The following is a 14504-nucleotide window of genomic DNA, read 5'->3' as shown; positions in this document are numbered from 1 at the left end:
TTCGACCGTATTTATTCCTGAGACTGCAGATTATCGCTCTCACCCTGATTGCTTAATGGCTCGCTGGTGGCAATCACTCCGACCACGTCGGCACTGCTGCTACCGGCGCACATAATAGCCAGAATGCTGGCTATTTTATCGCGCATCTCGCGGCGATCAACGATCATGTCTATGGCCCCGTGTTCCTGCAGAAATTCGCTACGTTGGAAACCTTCCGGCAGCTTCTCGCGCACGGTTTGCTCGATGACTCGCGGGCCGGCAAAGCCGATCAAGGCATCCGGCTCTGCGACGTTAATATCGCCCAACATCGCCAAACTGGCGGAAACACCACCCATGGTGGGGTCGGTCATGAAGGAAATATACGGAATCCCGGCTTCGGCTAGTTTGGTCAAGGCCGCGCTGGTTTTGGTCATTTGAAACAGGGAGAACAAAGACTCCTGCATTCTGGCACCGCCGCTGGCAGTAAAGACGATGAACGGCACACCCGAACGCAAACTTTCGTTCACGCCGCGCACGAATCGCTCACCAACCACCGAACCCATCGAGCCGCCCATGAAACCAAAATCAAACGCCGCCGCAACGATACCGACACCTTTTAGCGTGCCCTTCATCACCACCAACGCATCGTTTTCGTTGCTTTGTTTTTGCGCCTGACTAATCCGGTCTTTATAGCGCTTGCTGTCCTTAAACTTCAAAGGATCGCTGGGCTTTAATCCAGCACCGATTTCTTGACGGCCGTCTTCATCCAAAAACATATTCAAGCGTTTACGCGCCGAAATGCGTAAATGGTGATCGCATTTTGGGCAAACGCTTAAGTTTTTCTCCAGCTCGGCGTTAAACAAAATCGCATCGCAACGCGGACATTTATTCCACAAGCCTTCCGGCACGGTGGTTTTCTTCTGCGAGGATTCGGTTCTGATGGCAGAGGGAACCAGTTTTTCAAACCAACTCATTCGGTGTAGTCTCCGCTTGAAAGCTTAAACATCCATGGCTGCGCGCATGGATTTCAATAAAGTGATGATCTCATGCTTGGCTTGCTGAGGATCATCGAGATTCGCTTCTATTTTACTGATCAGCGCGCTACCCACCACGACGCCGTCGGCAATCGCGGCAATGGTTTTCGCCGTATCGGCATCTTTAACACCAAAACCAACACCTACAGGCAGTGCAGTATTCTGGCGAATGAGTTGCAACTTTTCTTCGACATCGGCGGTATCCAGATGGCCGGCACCAGTGACGCCTTTCAGAGACACGTAATACAAGTAACCGCTGCCCACCGCATCCATTTTCTGGATCCGTTCAGCATTGGTGTTCGGCGCTAATAAAAAAATTTGATCGATGCCGCGGTCGCGCAGCATGCGAACACAAGACTCGGACTCTTCCGGCGGCAAATCCACCGTCAATACGCCATCAACCTCAGCGCGCTGTACGGCATTCGCAAAGTCTTCGTAACCCATGATTTCTATCGGATTTAAATAGCCCATCAACACCAATGGGGTGTCCTGATCGGTTTTACGAAACTCCATGGCCATGCTCAATACTTTCCGCAAGCCGACATGATGAGATAAAGCCCGCTCGCTGGCGCGTTGTATCACCGGTCCATCAGCCATTGGATCGGAGAAAGGCACGCCTAGCTCGATCACGTCGGCACCGGCTGCCACCATTTCATGCAGCAGTGGTACGGTAAATTCCGGATAAGGATCGCCGGCGGTAATAAAAGGGATCAAGGCTTTGCGCCCGGAGGCTTTTAAGTCAGCAAATTTGTTGGCTAAACGGCTCATAGACTGATGCCCTCGCGTTGCATAATGGTGTGCATGTCTTTGTCGCCGCGTCCGGACAGATTGACGATAATAATTTGATCCTTGCGCATGGTGGGCGCCAGTTTCATCGTGTAAGCCATCGCGTGGCTGGACTCCAACGCCGGGATAATGCCTTCCATTTTGGTCAAGGCATGGAAGCCTTGCAGCGCCTCATCGTCGGTAATATTCGGATATTGAGCGCGGCCGGTATCTTTCAACCAGGCGTGCTCCGGGCCGACACCGGGATAATCCAGACCGGCGGAAATCGAATGGGTTTCAATAATCTCACCGTCGTCGTCGGCCATCAGATAGGTGCGATTGCCGTGCAATACGCCGGGTCTGCCGGCCGATAACGGCGCGGAATGACGACCGGTTTCGATACCGTCGCCGGCAGCCTCGACACCATACATCTTCACGCCGGCATCGTCGATAAACGGATAGAACAAGCCAATGGCATTGGAACCACCACCAACGCAAGCGACCAAGGCGTCGGGCAATTTGCCGGCTTGATCCAGGCATTGTTGGCGCGCTTCCCGGCCTATCACGGCCTGGAAGTCACGGACCATGGCAGGATAAGGATGCGGACCAGCTACGGTGCCGATAATGTAAAAAGTATTGTCGATATTGGTGACCCAATCGCGCAAGGCTTCGTTCAGCGCGTCTTTCAGGGTTTTGGAACCTGACTCGACCGGCACCACGGTAGCGCCAAGCAACTTCATCCTATAAACATTCAAGGCTTGGCGCGCGACATCGACAGCGCCCATGTAAACCACGCATTCCAAACCCAGGCGCGCGGCTACAGTGGCAGTAGCAACGCCGTGCTGGCCAGCGCCGGTTTCGGCGATGATACGAGTCTTGCCCATGCGCTTCGCCAGCAAAGCTTGCCCAACAGTGTTATTTACCTTGTGCGCGCCGGTGTGATTGAGATCTTCACGCTTCAGATAAATCTGCGCACCGCCCAGATGCTGGCTCCAGCGTTCGGCGTGATACAGCGGCGACGGCCGGCCAACATAATCGCGCAGATCCGCATCCAGCTCGGCAATAAACTCCGGATCCAGCATATAGCGCTGGTAGGCTTCGTTCAGTTCGGTTATGGCCGGCATCAGCGTTTCCGCAACAAAAATACCGCCGTAAGGCCCGAAATGGCCCCGGGTATCCGGCATATCGTATCTATCTGTCATAGTTCTCAAGTCGCTTGATTAGTTATTCTTATGAAAGCAGCCATTTTCGCCGCATCCTTGATGCCTTTCCCGGCCTCAACACCGCTGCTGACATCCAGCGCATACGGTTTTACCGCTTTAATCGCTTCCCCGGCATTTTCCGGCATCAATCCACCCGCGAGAATGATCGGCAAACTGCGGGCCTTAGGAATCAAATCCCAGTCAAAACTGCTACCGCTGCCGCCCTGCACGCCCGGATGATAAGCATCCAACAGTAACCCGGCCGCATCGTGGTACTGCTGTTGCAATCCTACGACGTCGGTATCGGATTGCATGCGAATGGCTTTGATATACGATTTATCGTAAATCCGGCAATCCTCAGCAGGCTCGTCGCCATGAAATTGCAGGCAATCCACCCTTACTTTATTCAATACTTCGCGGATCAAAGCCGGCTCAGCATCGACGAACAAGGCTACCACGTTAACAAAAGCTGGCAACGCCCTACTGATGCTTGCGGCTTGTTCAATACTGACGTTTCTTGGACTAGGCGGATAAAACACCAAACCAATCGCGTCGACGCCCAAATTGGCCGCATAAAGCGCATCCTCCACCTGGGTAAAGCCGCAAATTTTAACGCGGGTACGCATCTAAAGCCTCACAAAAAATGGCGGCGTAGGATAACACAGCTATCCGATATGTCATGTCCGGACCAATAAAAAAAGGCTGACCCTTGTCAGCCTTTGTCCGGCGGCTCTTCAGGCGGGCGTCAATGGGCATGATGATGGTCGTGATGATGACCGGCAACGCCATGCGCCGCTTCATCATGATGGCTATCTTCCGGCTTCAAATCTTCGACTTCGGCTTCTTCATGCGTTGCCGGCAAACTATCTTCAACAGCACCTTCGTGTTCATGAGCGCGCGCCGCCGCTTGATTGACTTGATCCGCAGCGTGCACCGAGACGCCATGTTTATAAACCATCAGACCACCCAGATCGGCGGCAAACGCCAACAAGGCGGCTAAAATCGCCGCTAGCAACAAGTACAGCGTGTTAGCTGGTCCGACTATCAGCCCTTTGCTAAACAAACGCCACGCCGACAGCGCAGTAGCCAGACTCAATACCGAAATACCCAGGTGCTCATGATGCTCCATGATCTCGTGAACATCACCACCATGCGCCACACTCCCTGCCGCCACCAAACCGGCCGCCACGGTAAGCGCTGCAAACACGGTACCCAGATACAGAAATGCGCCGGCTATCTGCCGCCACTCCGAGCGCTTCGCCACGCTGCCGATCAAATCCAGAGTGAAGAACATAGTCAACAACGCAATCGGGAAATGCACCAGCAAGGGATGAATATTTTGTAACGCAGTAACGCCCGGCAATAAACTATCCAGACTTTCCGAAGGAGATTGCCGCACCAACACTTCCATGAAGGACAATAAGCTCTCCACCCCACCGGCCACTCCTCCACCGTTGTCGCCGCCACCATGCACGGCGAACGTCAAGTGATCGTTTAGACCCCACATAAAATCTCCCCCGCTTCAGTTTTGCGCGGATACTACCACGATAGGCCTTAGCCTAGTTAATCGTCACTTGGGTGGACATAGTCAAGGCCCTGGTTTTACTTTCCAAAAACTCGGTGCCTTGTTGCTGGATAAACATCACTTGCAATTTCTCCGCATCGGCAAGTTTCATCCCTTCTTCCTGCCCCAGGCACAATAAAGCGGTAGACCAGGCGTCGGCGATAGTCGGACTTTCGTTAAACACGCTGACCGCTACTAAGTCGTGAGTAACCGGTGCGCCGCTGCGGGCATCAAGGATGTGGCTGTAGCGTTTACCTTTGACATCAAAATAATGCCGATACGTGCCGGAAGTCATCACCGACATGGGGCTGTCTTTCGGCAAGGTCACGACCTTATGCATTTTTTGTTCGCCCGGCAGCGGTTTTTCTACCGCAATCCGCCAAGCCTTGCCGTCCGGTTTGCTACCCAGCGCTTTCAACTCGCCGCCTATTTCCACCAAGTAGTTTTGGATACCCATAGCCTGCAGCGCATTGCTGATTTTCTCTACGCTGTAACCCTGGGCTATCGACGACACATCGACACGCAACCTCGGCAGTTTTTTTGATATATGGCTATCGTCCACCAACTGCAATTTGTCCATGCCGACATTCGCCAAAGCGGCCTGTAGCGTTGCATCGTCGGGAATAGTCAAATCATCACCCATGAAGCCCCAAAGCTCGAACAAAGGTTTGATCGTCAAATCGTAACACCCCTGGCTCAGGGCGCTGACGTTCTGCGCGATTTTAACCAAAGCCACGATTTCCTCGCCGACTGGCTGAGCATCGGTCGAAGCGTTGGCATTGAACTGCTCGATTAGCGAGTCAGGTCGGTAATTGGATAAGGTTTTATCCAAATCCAGGAAAACTTTTTCAACTTCAGCGCTGACTTGCGCATCATCCCGCGCTTGCGGCGTCCAATAACTGATGTGATACGTAGTACCTTGCGCGAAACCGCTAAAAGTCTTTACTGGCGGCAGCGGCTCCGCACATCCCAGTACCAGCAACAATCCCAGTATTACCGCGATCCATCCTTTCCGTAGCATTAAACCCCCGTGCAATTAACGCAAAAGCGCTGAAATAGTTTTGAAATGGCTATGCCGAGCATCCCGCAACCATTCGAACAACACCGATTCGTGACAGCTCAACGTGACACCTTGCTGCTGCATGCGCTGCAAGGCGTAATCTTTGTGCTGGACTTGGCGCGAACAAACCGCATCAGCCACCAGATGAACTTGATAGTTTGCACTTAACAACTCAAGCGCGGTTTGCAACACGCACACATGCGCTTCCTGACCTATCGCCACAACCTGATTCCGACCGGTATCAGCCAGGGCTTGCTTGAAGCCGTCCGCGGCGCAACAAGAAAAACCGGTTTTACTAAAGATACGGGTATTGCCGGGCAAACACTCGCTAATCTCCGCTTGAGTAGGCCCAAGTCCCTGCGGATACTGTTCGGTCAACAGCACCGGCACATTCAACAAACCGGCGGCTTGCAGCAAGCGTTGGCCGTGCTTAAGCATCTGCTCTAGGTCTAATGCAGGCATAGCCGTCGACAAACGTTCCTGAATATCCACCACCAGCAAAACGCTATTATCCGCGTCCAATAAATTGGGATGCATCGTCATCGAAATTAGCCGTGCTTCATGATGCGCGCTCGGTCGCGCTGCCAATCCTTGTCTTTGGAAGCTGCGCGCTTGTCGTGCAATTTTTTACCTTTCGCCAGACCGATTTTCAGCTTGGCGCGGCCCTTGATCCAATACATCGATAGCGGAATCAGGGTGTAGCCTTTGCGTTCCACCGAGCCGATCAGCTTGTTCAATTCACGTCGGTGTAACAATAATTTTTTCTTGCGTACCGCGTCCGGATTGACGTGGGTGGACGCCGACAATAAAGCCGACACATGCGCCCCACTCAGCCAAGCTTCGCCGCGTCTGATCTCGACATAGCTCTCTTTCAGCTGAATCCGGCCGTCACGCAAGCTTTTCACTTCCCAGCCTTCCAATACCAAACCGGCTTCGAAAGTCTCGTCTATGGTGTACTCGTGGGAAGCCTGGCGATTAACCGCAATCGTGTTATCGGTGGCTTTGTTGTCCTTCTTGGATTTTTTGGCTGCCATTGCGTAGCGAAGATTTTTTAAACTGACTGAAAACGTGAATTTTGATATTTTACTCACACACCCGTTAAATAACGACATAAAAACACAAGGGCTCCCCAACATGACCGATAAAACCCCATCCATCCACGGCGAATGGTCCTCCCGCTTCGCCTTTATTCTGGCCGCCACCGGTTCGGCGGTCGGTTTGGGTAATATCTGGAAATTTCCTTACATCACCGGCCAAAACGGTGGCGGCGCTTTTGTGATGGTGTATTTAATCTGCGTGGCAGCCATCGGCATACCGATCATGATTGCGGAAATCATGCTGGGCCGGCGCGGCCGGCAAAGCCCGATCAACACCATGCAAACCTTGGCCGAAGAAGCCAAAGTCGATCCGCGCTGGGGCTATTTGGGCTGGATGGGCATGATCGCCGGTTTTTTAATCCTGGCCTACTATAGCGTGATTGCCGGCTGGTCGATGGCTTATATCTTTAAAGCATTCTTCGGCGGCTTCTTCGGTACCGACGCCGGCGAAGTGAAGGAAATGTTCGACAATTTGATGGCCAGCCCGATCCAGCAGATTTTCTGGCACACCGTGTTCATGTTCATCACCATGCAAGTAGTGATGCGCGGCGTGAAAGGCGGCCTGGAAAAAGCCGTGCGCTTTTTAATGCCGGCCTTATTTGTGATCCTGATTATTTTGGTGGCTTATGCGATGGCTTCCGGCTCCTATGCGCAAGGCATCCACTTTTTGTTCAGCCCCGATTTCAGCAAAATCAACGCCGACGCGGTGCTTACCGCGATGGGTCACGCCTTCTTCACCCTAAGTTTGGGCATGGGCGCGATCATGGTTTACGGCTCTTACCTGCCCAGCCATGTTTCGATTGCCAAAACCACCTTTTTTATTGCCGGCGCGGATACCGCGGTAGCCTTGCTGGCCGGCATCGCCATTTTTCCCTTGGTGTTTGCCAATCAACTGGAAGTTGCCACCGGTCCGGGCCTTATATTTCAAACCCTGCCCTTGGCTTTTGGGCATATGAGCGGTGGTTGGTTATTCGGCGTGCTGTTTTTTGTACTGCTGTTTTTCGCCGCCCTCACCTCGTCAATTTCTTTGATTGAACCGGCCGTGGCCTGGCTGGTGGAAAACAAAAATATCGATAGGCAAAAAGCCTGCGTCTGGGCAGGCACCGCTTGCTGGGGTTTGGGTATGGCGGTGGTGTTTTCCTTCAACATCTGGTCAGAATTCAAAATCTTCGATAAAAATCTGTTCGAACTGCTGGATTACCTGACCGCCAACCTGATGCTGCCTTTGGGCGGATTTTGCATCGCGGTGTTTGCCGGCTGGATGATGAAACAAGCCCATGCGGAGCAGGAACTGGAACTGCCGGCGCAAGGCTTTCAAGCTTGGCAATTTCTGATCAAATACGTAGCGCCTGCAGCAGTGTTTATCGTCTTCTTACATGTACTCGGGGTGCTGTAAATGATCACGGTTGTACAAAAAAGCGCCTTGGTCAAATTTTCCGCCAAGCAGATGTTTGATCTGGTGGATGATATCGAGTCGTATCCCAAGTTCTTACCCTGGTGCTCCGGCAGCAAAATATTGAAACGAGAAGGCAATATCGTCGAAGGCCAAATCGACATTGCCAAGGCCGGCTTTCATAAATCCTTCACCACCCGCAATAAAGTCGATCAAGGCGGCAGAATCCAGATCAGCTTGCTGGACGGGCCGTTTTCCTCGCTGGAAGGTTTTTGGAGTTTCATGCCCTTGCGCGAAGACGCCAGCAAAATCTCGCTTGACCTGGAGTTCGAGATCTCCGGCATGCTGGCCAACCTGGCCTTTGGCCCGGTGTTCAATCAAATCTGCAACACCATGGTCACCTCCTTCACCCAACGCGCAAAAGCCTTGTATGGCGGATGATTTGATTGCGGTTGAGGTGGCTTACGCCACGCCGGAGCGACAACTGCTTATTCCCATTAGCCTGGCGGCGAATTCCACCGTCGAACTAGCCATAGAAGCTTCCGGCATCTTGCGGGAGTTTCCGGAAATTGATTTAAGTCAGCAGAAGGTCGGGATTTTTGGGGTGGTTTGTAATTTGGACAAAAATCTCAGCGCCGAAGATCGTGTCGAGATTTATCGACCTTTAAAGCAGAATCCGATGGATGCGCGGCGGGGGCGGTTGCAGAAGTAGTCTGGGTAGTCTGGATAATCTGTTGATGGTTAACCAATTTGATTTAGGCAGTGCTAAATGCAGACACACAGTTGAAATGAAAAGATATTTTTTATTTTTTAAAACTTTTTGACATCGTTTTGACGCAATGTTTTGCGTCATTTAGGATGTCTAATTGTAGTTATACGCAAGGAGGAAATCGTGAAAGTTGACCTAGATTACATGGCAAAACTACTAGAAGTTTTTATAAGCGCTGACACAGCAAGAATCACTATTGAGAATTTAATAAAATCGGATCTACCGGCCATAGAAAATGATGAATTTACTGAGAAATTTATATTTCACATTGAGTTGGCAATTGATAATCAGCTAATTGGAACCGATAGTGGCTGCGCCTTTTGCCTAAAAGACATCGGAATAATTCAATCATTGAGTGGCAGCTACCACTATGGAGCTATACCAATAAGGCTTACTCAGATTGGCCATGATTTTGCTTTGTCGCTCAATAACAAAGACGTACTATCCAAGCTTAAATCCGAATTCAAAGACGCGCCATTTAAGGCTATTTTTGAAACTGGGCAAAAGTTACTGGAGTTTTATGCGCAAAAGAAGCTGGAATCAATAATGAAATGAATGCGTATAACAAGTCGCTCAAGGTCTTTCCTTGCTTCGCTCGTCACTGGACAGTTACAAACTGCGCATGCTTCGCATTTTATGCGCCGTCTGTAACTGCCCATTAGCTCCACGTTTGCATGCTGGGGCGTATTATGAAACTTGAGATTTCATTTCTCCTTCTGGCAAGCGCTATTGTCCCTGCCTCTGCGGAGACAAGCCAGCGCATGCTTGTGACTTCTTATGCAACTAGCCCTAGGCTTTGCCAAGAATTTCAACAGATGTATTCATCTTTCAATGTGTGTCCTCTCACCGATAACGACTGCTTCGTGCTCAAGTGGGGAACGGAAGGTAATTCAAAGCTTACGAAAACGCCCTTCACTGAACTTGCTGTTAACCAGTATGGCTACACCACCATATCGATAGCCCATGCACCCGGTAAGCCATATTCGATTGTGTACCTAGACGGCTTTCAAGGAGATAGACACCCGCGACAACTAGAAACGTGGAAGGTCAACACAGAACAACTTATGGCGCTAGTAAATAAAGATCCGCGACCACTTCAGTACGAGGAATGGGTAAAGGGCGCACACCAGATTAAGAGGGAAACACTCGCTACCGAGTTTGCTCAAATACTCGCCGTCGGCGAGAAACTTTCTGATGACTGGTCGCCTATTTGGATGCCGATATTTAACACCAAGGGCACTGACTACGCTATTGGCAGAGAGTGCTCTGGCAGTTGGGCCTATGGCGGCTATTACGGCTGCAACAAGGTTATTAAGGTTACCGTCAAGCGTGTCGCCGCCGATAAGACATCCATTCCGGTATGCGAATTCGTAAGGCGGAAAGGGCGTTAGTTGAAAGGCATGCATAATCCTACGTTCAATCGGGACGGCGCAAAAGCGCGCCGCCGGTTAACTTACCGTTAGACGCCATGCCAATCACTATCCGGCCCGTTTCTGCCCAGGACGCGGACGACTTTGTCTCTGCCGCTAACCGCAGCCGTCGACTTCATCATCCCTGGGCTACTGCTCCCTGCGACGAGGCAGCCTTCACTCGCTACCTGGCTCGCTTTGACAATCTCAACCACTTTGGGTTTGTTGTCGTCCTCAAAGACACCGGTGAACTAGTAGGCGCCATCAATCTCACCAACGTCGTCTACGGGGCGTTTCGCAGCGGCTATCTGGGCTACTTCGCGTTCAGCGGATACGAGGGTCGTGGCCACATGAAGCGTGGACTCTCACTGGTCGTCCAGCATGCCTTCCGCAGGCTACGGCTGCACCGTTTGGAAGCCAACATTCAACCAGGCAATTTGCCGTCAATTGCGCTGGTTCGCGCCTGCGGCTTCAGCAAAGAGGGCTACTCGCCGGCATACCTCAAGATCGGAGGACGCTGGCGAAACCATGAACGCTGGGCGCTCGTAAGGGGCCGCACAAATCCCGCCTAACTGATCGTTCAACCGAAGCGCCAACGCCAGGCCAGCAGGACCGTCAACTGGGATGAACAACGTGAATCGCAGCATAAAAGCCGTCAAGCTGGGTGTCGCTACCCATTAGTTTTCCTAAACTTCAGGCTATTGGTAAATATGCTAACCGGCATTAATGCCGATCAATTTCCTTCGCTTGTGCCCCGCTATCAATGGCTTTATCAATCAACATCACGCTACCCCGTATCAAGGCGGCAAAGAGCAATATCGAAAAGACCAATCCCATCGGTAGTATCCCCAGCAAACCGGCAATGACAACGATCAGCATAGCTATGCCGGTATTTCCTATCTTAGCGATCTTCATTTGGCCTCCCGGACCGTTTGTCGGTCGAAACGAAATCTCGCATTCACTATATCGGCTTATTAAAATTCAACAATACACGCAAGCGGTAATTTATTGTTTTACTTAATAAAACAGTAACAATACTAAGTGTATTTGTGATTCACCCCTTATCCGATGCAAACAGCCACCCGATTTTTAAATTAAGCAGCTTCATCCAACAACTCCAGGCCTCTAAACACCGAGCAGCGCTTGAACACATCCAGTTCCGGCGCCAGTTGTTTTTGCTGGCAGAACTTGGCGACCAGTTTGGTCAGACCCTTGATGTCGCGGCCGGTGGCACCCGGAAAGATGGCCGCCAGTTCGTCGATCAACTCTTCCTTGACCGGCAAACTAAATTGCTCGGTCATCACTCGCCAGATTTTGCATCGATCAGCGTGATCCGGGGCGTGATAGCGCAACATGGCGATACAGCGGGATATGATGGCTTCGTCGATGTCGTCCACTCGATTGGTGGTCAGGAACAGCAGGCCGTTGAAATACTCCAGCACCCGCAAAAACACGCCTACCACGGCATTGGAGGCCAAGTTGTCGGCGCGGCTTTTGATGTACACGTCGGCTTCGTCGATCAACATCACCGCCCCCCAGCGCTGGGCGCGGATCAAAGTGTCCTTCAAGGTTTTTTCCATCTCCGCGACGTTTAAACCCAACTGCCCGGAATGCACTCGGTACAAAGGCCGTTTGATGATTTCCGAATACACCTCGGCTGTCAGCGTTTTACCCACGCCCGCCGGACCGGCGCACAATACCGTAGTGCCTCCGGATTTGCCGGCGACGATGTCGTCCATCAACATGTCCATTTCCGCCGTCAGGATATCGATCAGATCGGTTTGTTCGGGCGGCAGGATCAGCTTTTGTTTCAACTCCGGCTGATACACATAAGGCTGGGTATCATCGACATGCACCCAGACATGGTGATGCAATTCCAGATGAAACATAAGGATATAGCCATGCACCGGCATTTCTGTAAACATGCCCTTGGGTACCTCGGCTTTGGCGGCTTCCATGGCGCTTTCGGTTTTGCTGTCGTAGCGCATGCTTTTGCCGGCTTTGCGCAGATAAGTGCCAAGAATGTCGCCGGATGCGTCCAGGCTCAAAGCCCGTTCGCTGAGGATATTCTCGTCGTTGACCAAACGGCAGATCCCGCCGCCGGAGGACATGACTACCGTATTCTTGCGCGTCCAGTCGCTGCTGCGATGGCTGGCGGTTGGATCCTCGGCATATTCGCCGGTACCCCACCCGGAAAACTGTTCGCCATAGCGCGCCCGCCAGTCAAAATACCGCGCGGTAGCCTCATCGTAACTGGCTATTAATTCCGGGGTTTCTTTTAAATAACCTTTGGTGGCAAAAATCTCCGGGATGGTTTTGTTCGCCAGATCTTTGCTACGAATGATGAGGCTCTCAACCATGATTTTACCCTTGGTGTTGGCTTTTAATTCGATCAAGATCCGCCCGGCTTCTTCCTCCCCTGGTGGCGTGTAATCCAGGCGGGTGATCAGATAAGCCAAGGTTCTGCCGGAAGGCTGCACATGAAATAGCCAACCACGCAGCCCACCCTCCAATAAATAATTGGCAATAGCCGGCAACAACATTTCCAGTTGATCGACGTTGTAGCGATGGCTGTTGTCGGCCAGCGCCGCTTGCAAAGCTATCAATAGCGCCGCTTGCTGTTGTAAGGCTTCGCCTTGTTGCAAGTAGATGCCAGCCAGACTGGCTAATTCTGCCTCACTGAGTAAATCGTAAGGCACTTGCGCCTTGGTGCCAAAACGCAATTGCTCATTGATGCTTTGCAAGCGGGGGTGATCGTTAAGCAGTTGTTCGAGATGACGTTTGTCGATAGTTAGTTTCATAGCATCAATCCTGTGACGGTAAGGCTAAACAAAGTACTTCGGCTAAATGCAGCGGCTTGGCGAAACCGCCATTGCCGATCTGCTGCCGACAAGAGAAACCATTGCTGACCAGCAGTGCGTCAGGTTCGGCACGCAGTGCTGGAAATAAGGCCAACTCGGCCATGGCTTGGGCTTGGTCGTAATGCTCGGCTTCGACACCAAAATTGCCGGCCATGCCGCAGCAGGACGATTCGATCAGTTCGAATTTCAGATCGGGGAGTTGTTTCAGCAGTTTGCGCACCGACTTGATCGCACCAACGGCTTTTTGATGGCAGTGGCCGTGCAACAGCAAACTGTTAACGCCGGGGATGGCTTGAAACTCGATAGGCCAGCGTTTGCCGGCTTGTTCGCGGACGATAAACTCTTCCAGTAACAACACCTTTTCCGCCAGTTTTTGCGCCGGTTCGCCTAAACCCAGCTTTAGATATTCGTCGCGTAAACTCAGAATGCAGGATGGCTCCAGACCAATGATCGTGCGCCCCGCAGCGACATGCTCGGCGAGAGCCCCCAGCATGCGCTGCGCTTCGATGTGGGCCTTATCGATCAGACCATTGGAAAAATAAGTGCGGCCACAGCACAAGGGCCGATCCGCTTCATCGCCAGCCAAGGGTGTAGCGATATGCACATGATAACCGGCGGTATTCAGCAGCTTTTTAGCGGCTTCGGCGGCGGCCGGATTGAAGTAATAATTGAAGGTATCGACCAGCAGCACAACCTGTTTCTCGACTAACTCCGGATGCAAACTTAATTCGGATTGGGCCGGCACCTGAAACGCTTGCGCGGCAGGTTCCGGCAAGCGGACTTTGGCGCTGATGCCCAGCCAGGCTTCGCCTAAACGCGCCAGCAGCGGCATGCGATTGCGCCACTGGATTAAGGGTCGGAGCGCGCGCCAACGCAGTATTTTCGGTAACTCCGCCCACAGGCGCCGCCGCAGCGTCAAGCCATTGCGCTGCACTTGCTGCGCCAGAAACTCGGCCTTGATCAAGGCCATATCCACTTCGTTCTCACACTCGCGCTTACAACCCTTGCAACTGATACACAAGGCCATGGTTTCGGCCAGTTCCGGATTGAAAAAAGCCGCATCATTATCGGCGTTCAAAGCTGCCTTCAACGCCCTTACTCGTCCGCCCGGCGATAAACCAGCATTTTGCGTAACCCTATAGCTAGGGCACATCACCCCTTTAGCATCCCGTTCGCATTGCTTGCTGCCGATACACACCGCCACGGCCTTGGCGAAATCGGCGCCATGCTTGGGAATATCAGCATAGGCGTCGCCCATCCCGGCATTTTCATAAGACGACCAATCCAGAAACAGTTTCATAGGCACCAGGCTGATTAAAAACCTGGGTCAAGCAAAAACGAAGCCAGACTGTGCTTGACTGATGCGCTATG

The 14504-nt window shown here is 52.1% G+C and carries 17 protein-coding genes; 6 read left to right on the top strand and 11 right to left on the bottom strand.

Features of this window, described 5'->3' with window-relative positions:
• Positions 1-11: 11 nt before the first annotated feature.
• The 8 genes from accD to smpB all read right to left on the bottom strand — a co-directional run bounded on the left by accD (position 12) and on the right by smpB (position 6638).
• Entirely contained in the window at positions 12-953 is a 942-nt protein-coding gene (gene accD, locus CWO84_RS09290) for an acetyl-CoA carboxylase, carboxyltransferase subunit beta (protein ID WP_101052404.1), read from the bottom strand.
• A gap of 24 nt (positions 954-977) precedes the next feature.
• Positions 978-1781: a tryptophan synthase subunit alpha gene (gene trpA, locus CWO84_RS09285; protein ID WP_101052403.1), complete on the bottom strand. Its 804-nt coding sequence runs from the start codon at positions 1779-1781 to the stop codon at positions 978-980.
• Positions 1778-2980, bottom strand: coding sequence for a tryptophan synthase subunit beta (trpB, locus tag CWO84_RS09280; RefSeq protein ID WP_101052402.1), 1203 nt, complete (start codon positions 2978-2980; stop codon positions 1778-1780). Before trpB ends, trpA begins: the two co-directional genes overlap by 4 nt.
• 5 nt (positions 2981-2985) lie before the next feature.
• Entirely contained in the window at positions 2986-3606 is a 621-nt protein-coding gene (locus CWO84_RS09275) for a phosphoribosylanthranilate isomerase (protein ID WP_101052401.1), read from the bottom strand.
• 119 nt (positions 3607-3725) lie between these two features.
• Positions 3726-4487 carry a DUF2231 domain-containing protein gene (locus CWO84_RS09270; RefSeq protein ID WP_101052400.1) on the bottom strand — a complete coding sequence of 254 codons (762 nt, stop codon included), beginning with the start codon at positions 4485-4487 and terminating at the stop codon, positions 3726-3728.
• A 52-nt stretch (positions 4488-4539) separates the two neighbouring features.
• On the bottom strand, positions 4540-5565 hold the full coding sequence (locus CWO84_RS09265; protein WP_101052399.1) for an FAD:protein FMN transferase: 1026 nt from the start codon (positions 5563-5565) through the stop codon (positions 4540-4542).
• Positions 5566-5580: 15 nt separating this feature from the next.
• Positions 5581-6141, bottom strand: a complete 561-nt coding sequence (locus CWO84_RS09260) for a hydrolase (RefSeq protein WP_240618011.1) — start codon at positions 6139-6141, stop codon at positions 5581-5583.
• 11 nt (positions 6142-6152) lie between these two features.
• Positions 6153-6638 (bottom strand): SsrA-binding protein SmpB, encoded by a 486-nt coding sequence (gene smpB, locus CWO84_RS09255; RefSeq protein WP_020481594.1) that lies wholly within the window; start codon positions 6636-6638, stop codon positions 6153-6155.
• 100 nt (positions 6639-6738) lie between these two features.
• Here smpB and CWO84_RS09250 point away from each other — a divergent pair, with 100 nt between their 5' ends.
• From CWO84_RS09250 to CWO84_RS09225, 6 genes are all read left to right on the top strand, one after another.
• A complete protein-coding gene (locus CWO84_RS09250) occupies positions 6739-8097 on the top strand; it encodes a sodium-dependent transporter (protein WP_101052397.1) in 1359 nt (452 codons plus the stop codon).
• Between the two features lie 3 nt (positions 8098-8100).
• Positions 8101-8535 carry a type II toxin-antitoxin system RatA family toxin gene (locus CWO84_RS09245; RefSeq protein WP_026146793.1) on the top strand — a complete coding sequence of 145 codons (435 nt, stop codon included), beginning with the start codon at positions 8101-8103 and terminating at the stop codon, positions 8533-8535.
• Between the two features lie 4 nt (positions 8536-8539).
• Positions 8540-8806 carry an RnfH family protein gene (locus CWO84_RS09240; protein ID WP_201799047.1) on the top strand — a complete coding sequence of 89 codons (267 nt, stop codon included), beginning with the start codon at positions 8540-8542 and terminating at the stop codon, positions 8804-8806.
• Between the two features lie 180 nt (positions 8807-8986).
• Positions 8987-9418, top strand: coding sequence for a DUF2513 domain-containing protein (locus tag CWO84_RS09235; protein WP_101052396.1), 432 nt, complete (start codon positions 8987-8989; stop codon positions 9416-9418).
• A gap of 134 nt (positions 9419-9552) precedes the next feature.
• Positions 9553-10254, top strand: a complete 702-nt coding sequence (locus tag CWO84_RS09230; protein ID WP_133120658.1) for a hypothetical protein — start codon at positions 9553-9555, stop codon at positions 10252-10254.
• Between the two features lie 77 nt (positions 10255-10331).
• Complete coding sequence (locus tag CWO84_RS09225) at positions 10332-10844, top strand: GNAT family protein (protein WP_101052394.1); 513 nt, start codon at positions 10332-10334, stop codon at positions 10842-10844.
• A gap of 151 nt (positions 10845-10995) precedes the next feature.
• Here CWO84_RS09225 and CWO84_RS09220 read toward each other — a convergent pair whose 3' ends face one another.
• The 3 genes from CWO84_RS09220 to CWO84_RS09210 form a co-directional block, all read right to left on the bottom strand.
• Positions 10996-11187, bottom strand: coding sequence for a hypothetical protein (locus tag CWO84_RS09220; protein ID WP_101052393.1), 192 nt, complete (start codon positions 11185-11187; stop codon positions 10996-10998).
• Between the two features lie 179 nt (positions 11188-11366).
• On the bottom strand, positions 11367-13073 hold the full coding sequence (locus tag CWO84_RS09215; protein ID WP_101052392.1) for an ATP-binding protein: 1707 nt from the start codon (positions 13071-13073) through the stop codon (positions 11367-11369).
• A 4-nt stretch (positions 13074-13077) separates the two neighbouring features.
• Complete coding sequence (locus CWO84_RS09210) at positions 13078-14433, bottom strand: (Fe-S)-binding protein (RefSeq protein ID WP_033158666.1); 1356 nt, start codon at positions 14431-14433, stop codon at positions 13078-13080.
• Between the last annotated feature and the right edge of the window lie 71 nt (positions 14434-14504).

The sequence above is a fragment of the Methylomonas sp. Kb3 genome (assembly GCF_002834115.1).
Taxonomy (GTDB): domain Bacteria; phylum Pseudomonadota; class Gammaproteobacteria; order Methylococcales; family Methylomonadaceae; genus Methylomonas; species Methylomonas defluvii.
Note: the sequence above shows the minus strand (reverse complement) of the source record. Positions and strands in the feature narration are given on the sequence as shown.

Bases quoted from the DNA above. Each gene is read 5' to 3' on its own strand.
- CWO84_RS09250 (WP_101052397.1), top strand. From the start codon at position 6,739: ATGACCGATAAAACCCCATCCATCCACGGCGAATGGTCCTCCCGCTTC.
- trpB (WP_101052402.1), bottom strand. From the start codon at position 2,980: ATGACAGATAGATACGATATGCCGGATACCCGGGGCCATTTCGGGCCT.
- trpA (WP_101052403.1), bottom strand. From the start codon at position 1,781: ATGAGCCGTTTAGCCAACAAATTTGCTGACTTAAAAGCCTCCGGGCGC.
- CWO84_RS09260 (WP_240618011.1), bottom strand. From the start codon at position 6,141: ATGCATCCCAATTTATTGGACGCGGATAATAGCGTTTTGCTGGTGGTG.
- CWO84_RS09270 (WP_101052400.1), bottom strand. From the start codon at position 4,487: ATGTGGGGTCTAAACGATCACTTGACGTTCGCCGTGCATGGTGGCGGC.
- CWO84_RS09225 (WP_101052394.1), top strand. From the start codon at position 10,332: ATGCCAATCACTATCCGGCCCGTTTCTGCCCAGGACGCGGACGACTTT.
- CWO84_RS09265 (WP_101052399.1), bottom strand. From the start codon at position 5,565: ATGCTACGGAAAGGATGGATCGCGGTAATACTGGGATTGTTGCTGGTA.
- CWO84_RS09275 (WP_101052401.1), bottom strand. From the start codon at position 3,606: ATGCGTACCCGCGTTAAAATTTGCGGCTTTACCCAGGTGGAGGATGCG.
- smpB (WP_020481594.1), bottom strand. From the start codon at position 6,638: ATGGCAGCCAAAAAATCCAAGAAGGACAACAAAGCCACCGATAACACG.
- CWO84_RS09220 (WP_101052393.1), bottom strand. From the start codon at position 11,187: ATGAAGATCGCTAAGATAGGAAATACCGGCATAGCTATGCTGATCGTT.
- accD (WP_101052404.1), bottom strand. From the start codon at position 953: ATGAGTTGGTTTGAAAAACTGGTTCCCTCTGCCATCAGAACCGAATCC.
- CWO84_RS09230 (WP_133120658.1), top strand. From the start codon at position 9,553: ATGAAACTTGAGATTTCATTTCTCCTTCTGGCAAGCGCTATTGTCCCT.
- CWO84_RS09210 (WP_033158666.1), bottom strand. From the start codon at position 14,433: ATGAAACTGTTTCTGGATTGGTCGTCTTATGAAAATGCCGGGATGGGC.
- CWO84_RS09215 (WP_101052392.1), bottom strand. From the start codon at position 13,073: ATGAAACTAACTATCGACAAACGTCATCTCGAACAACTGCTTAACGAT.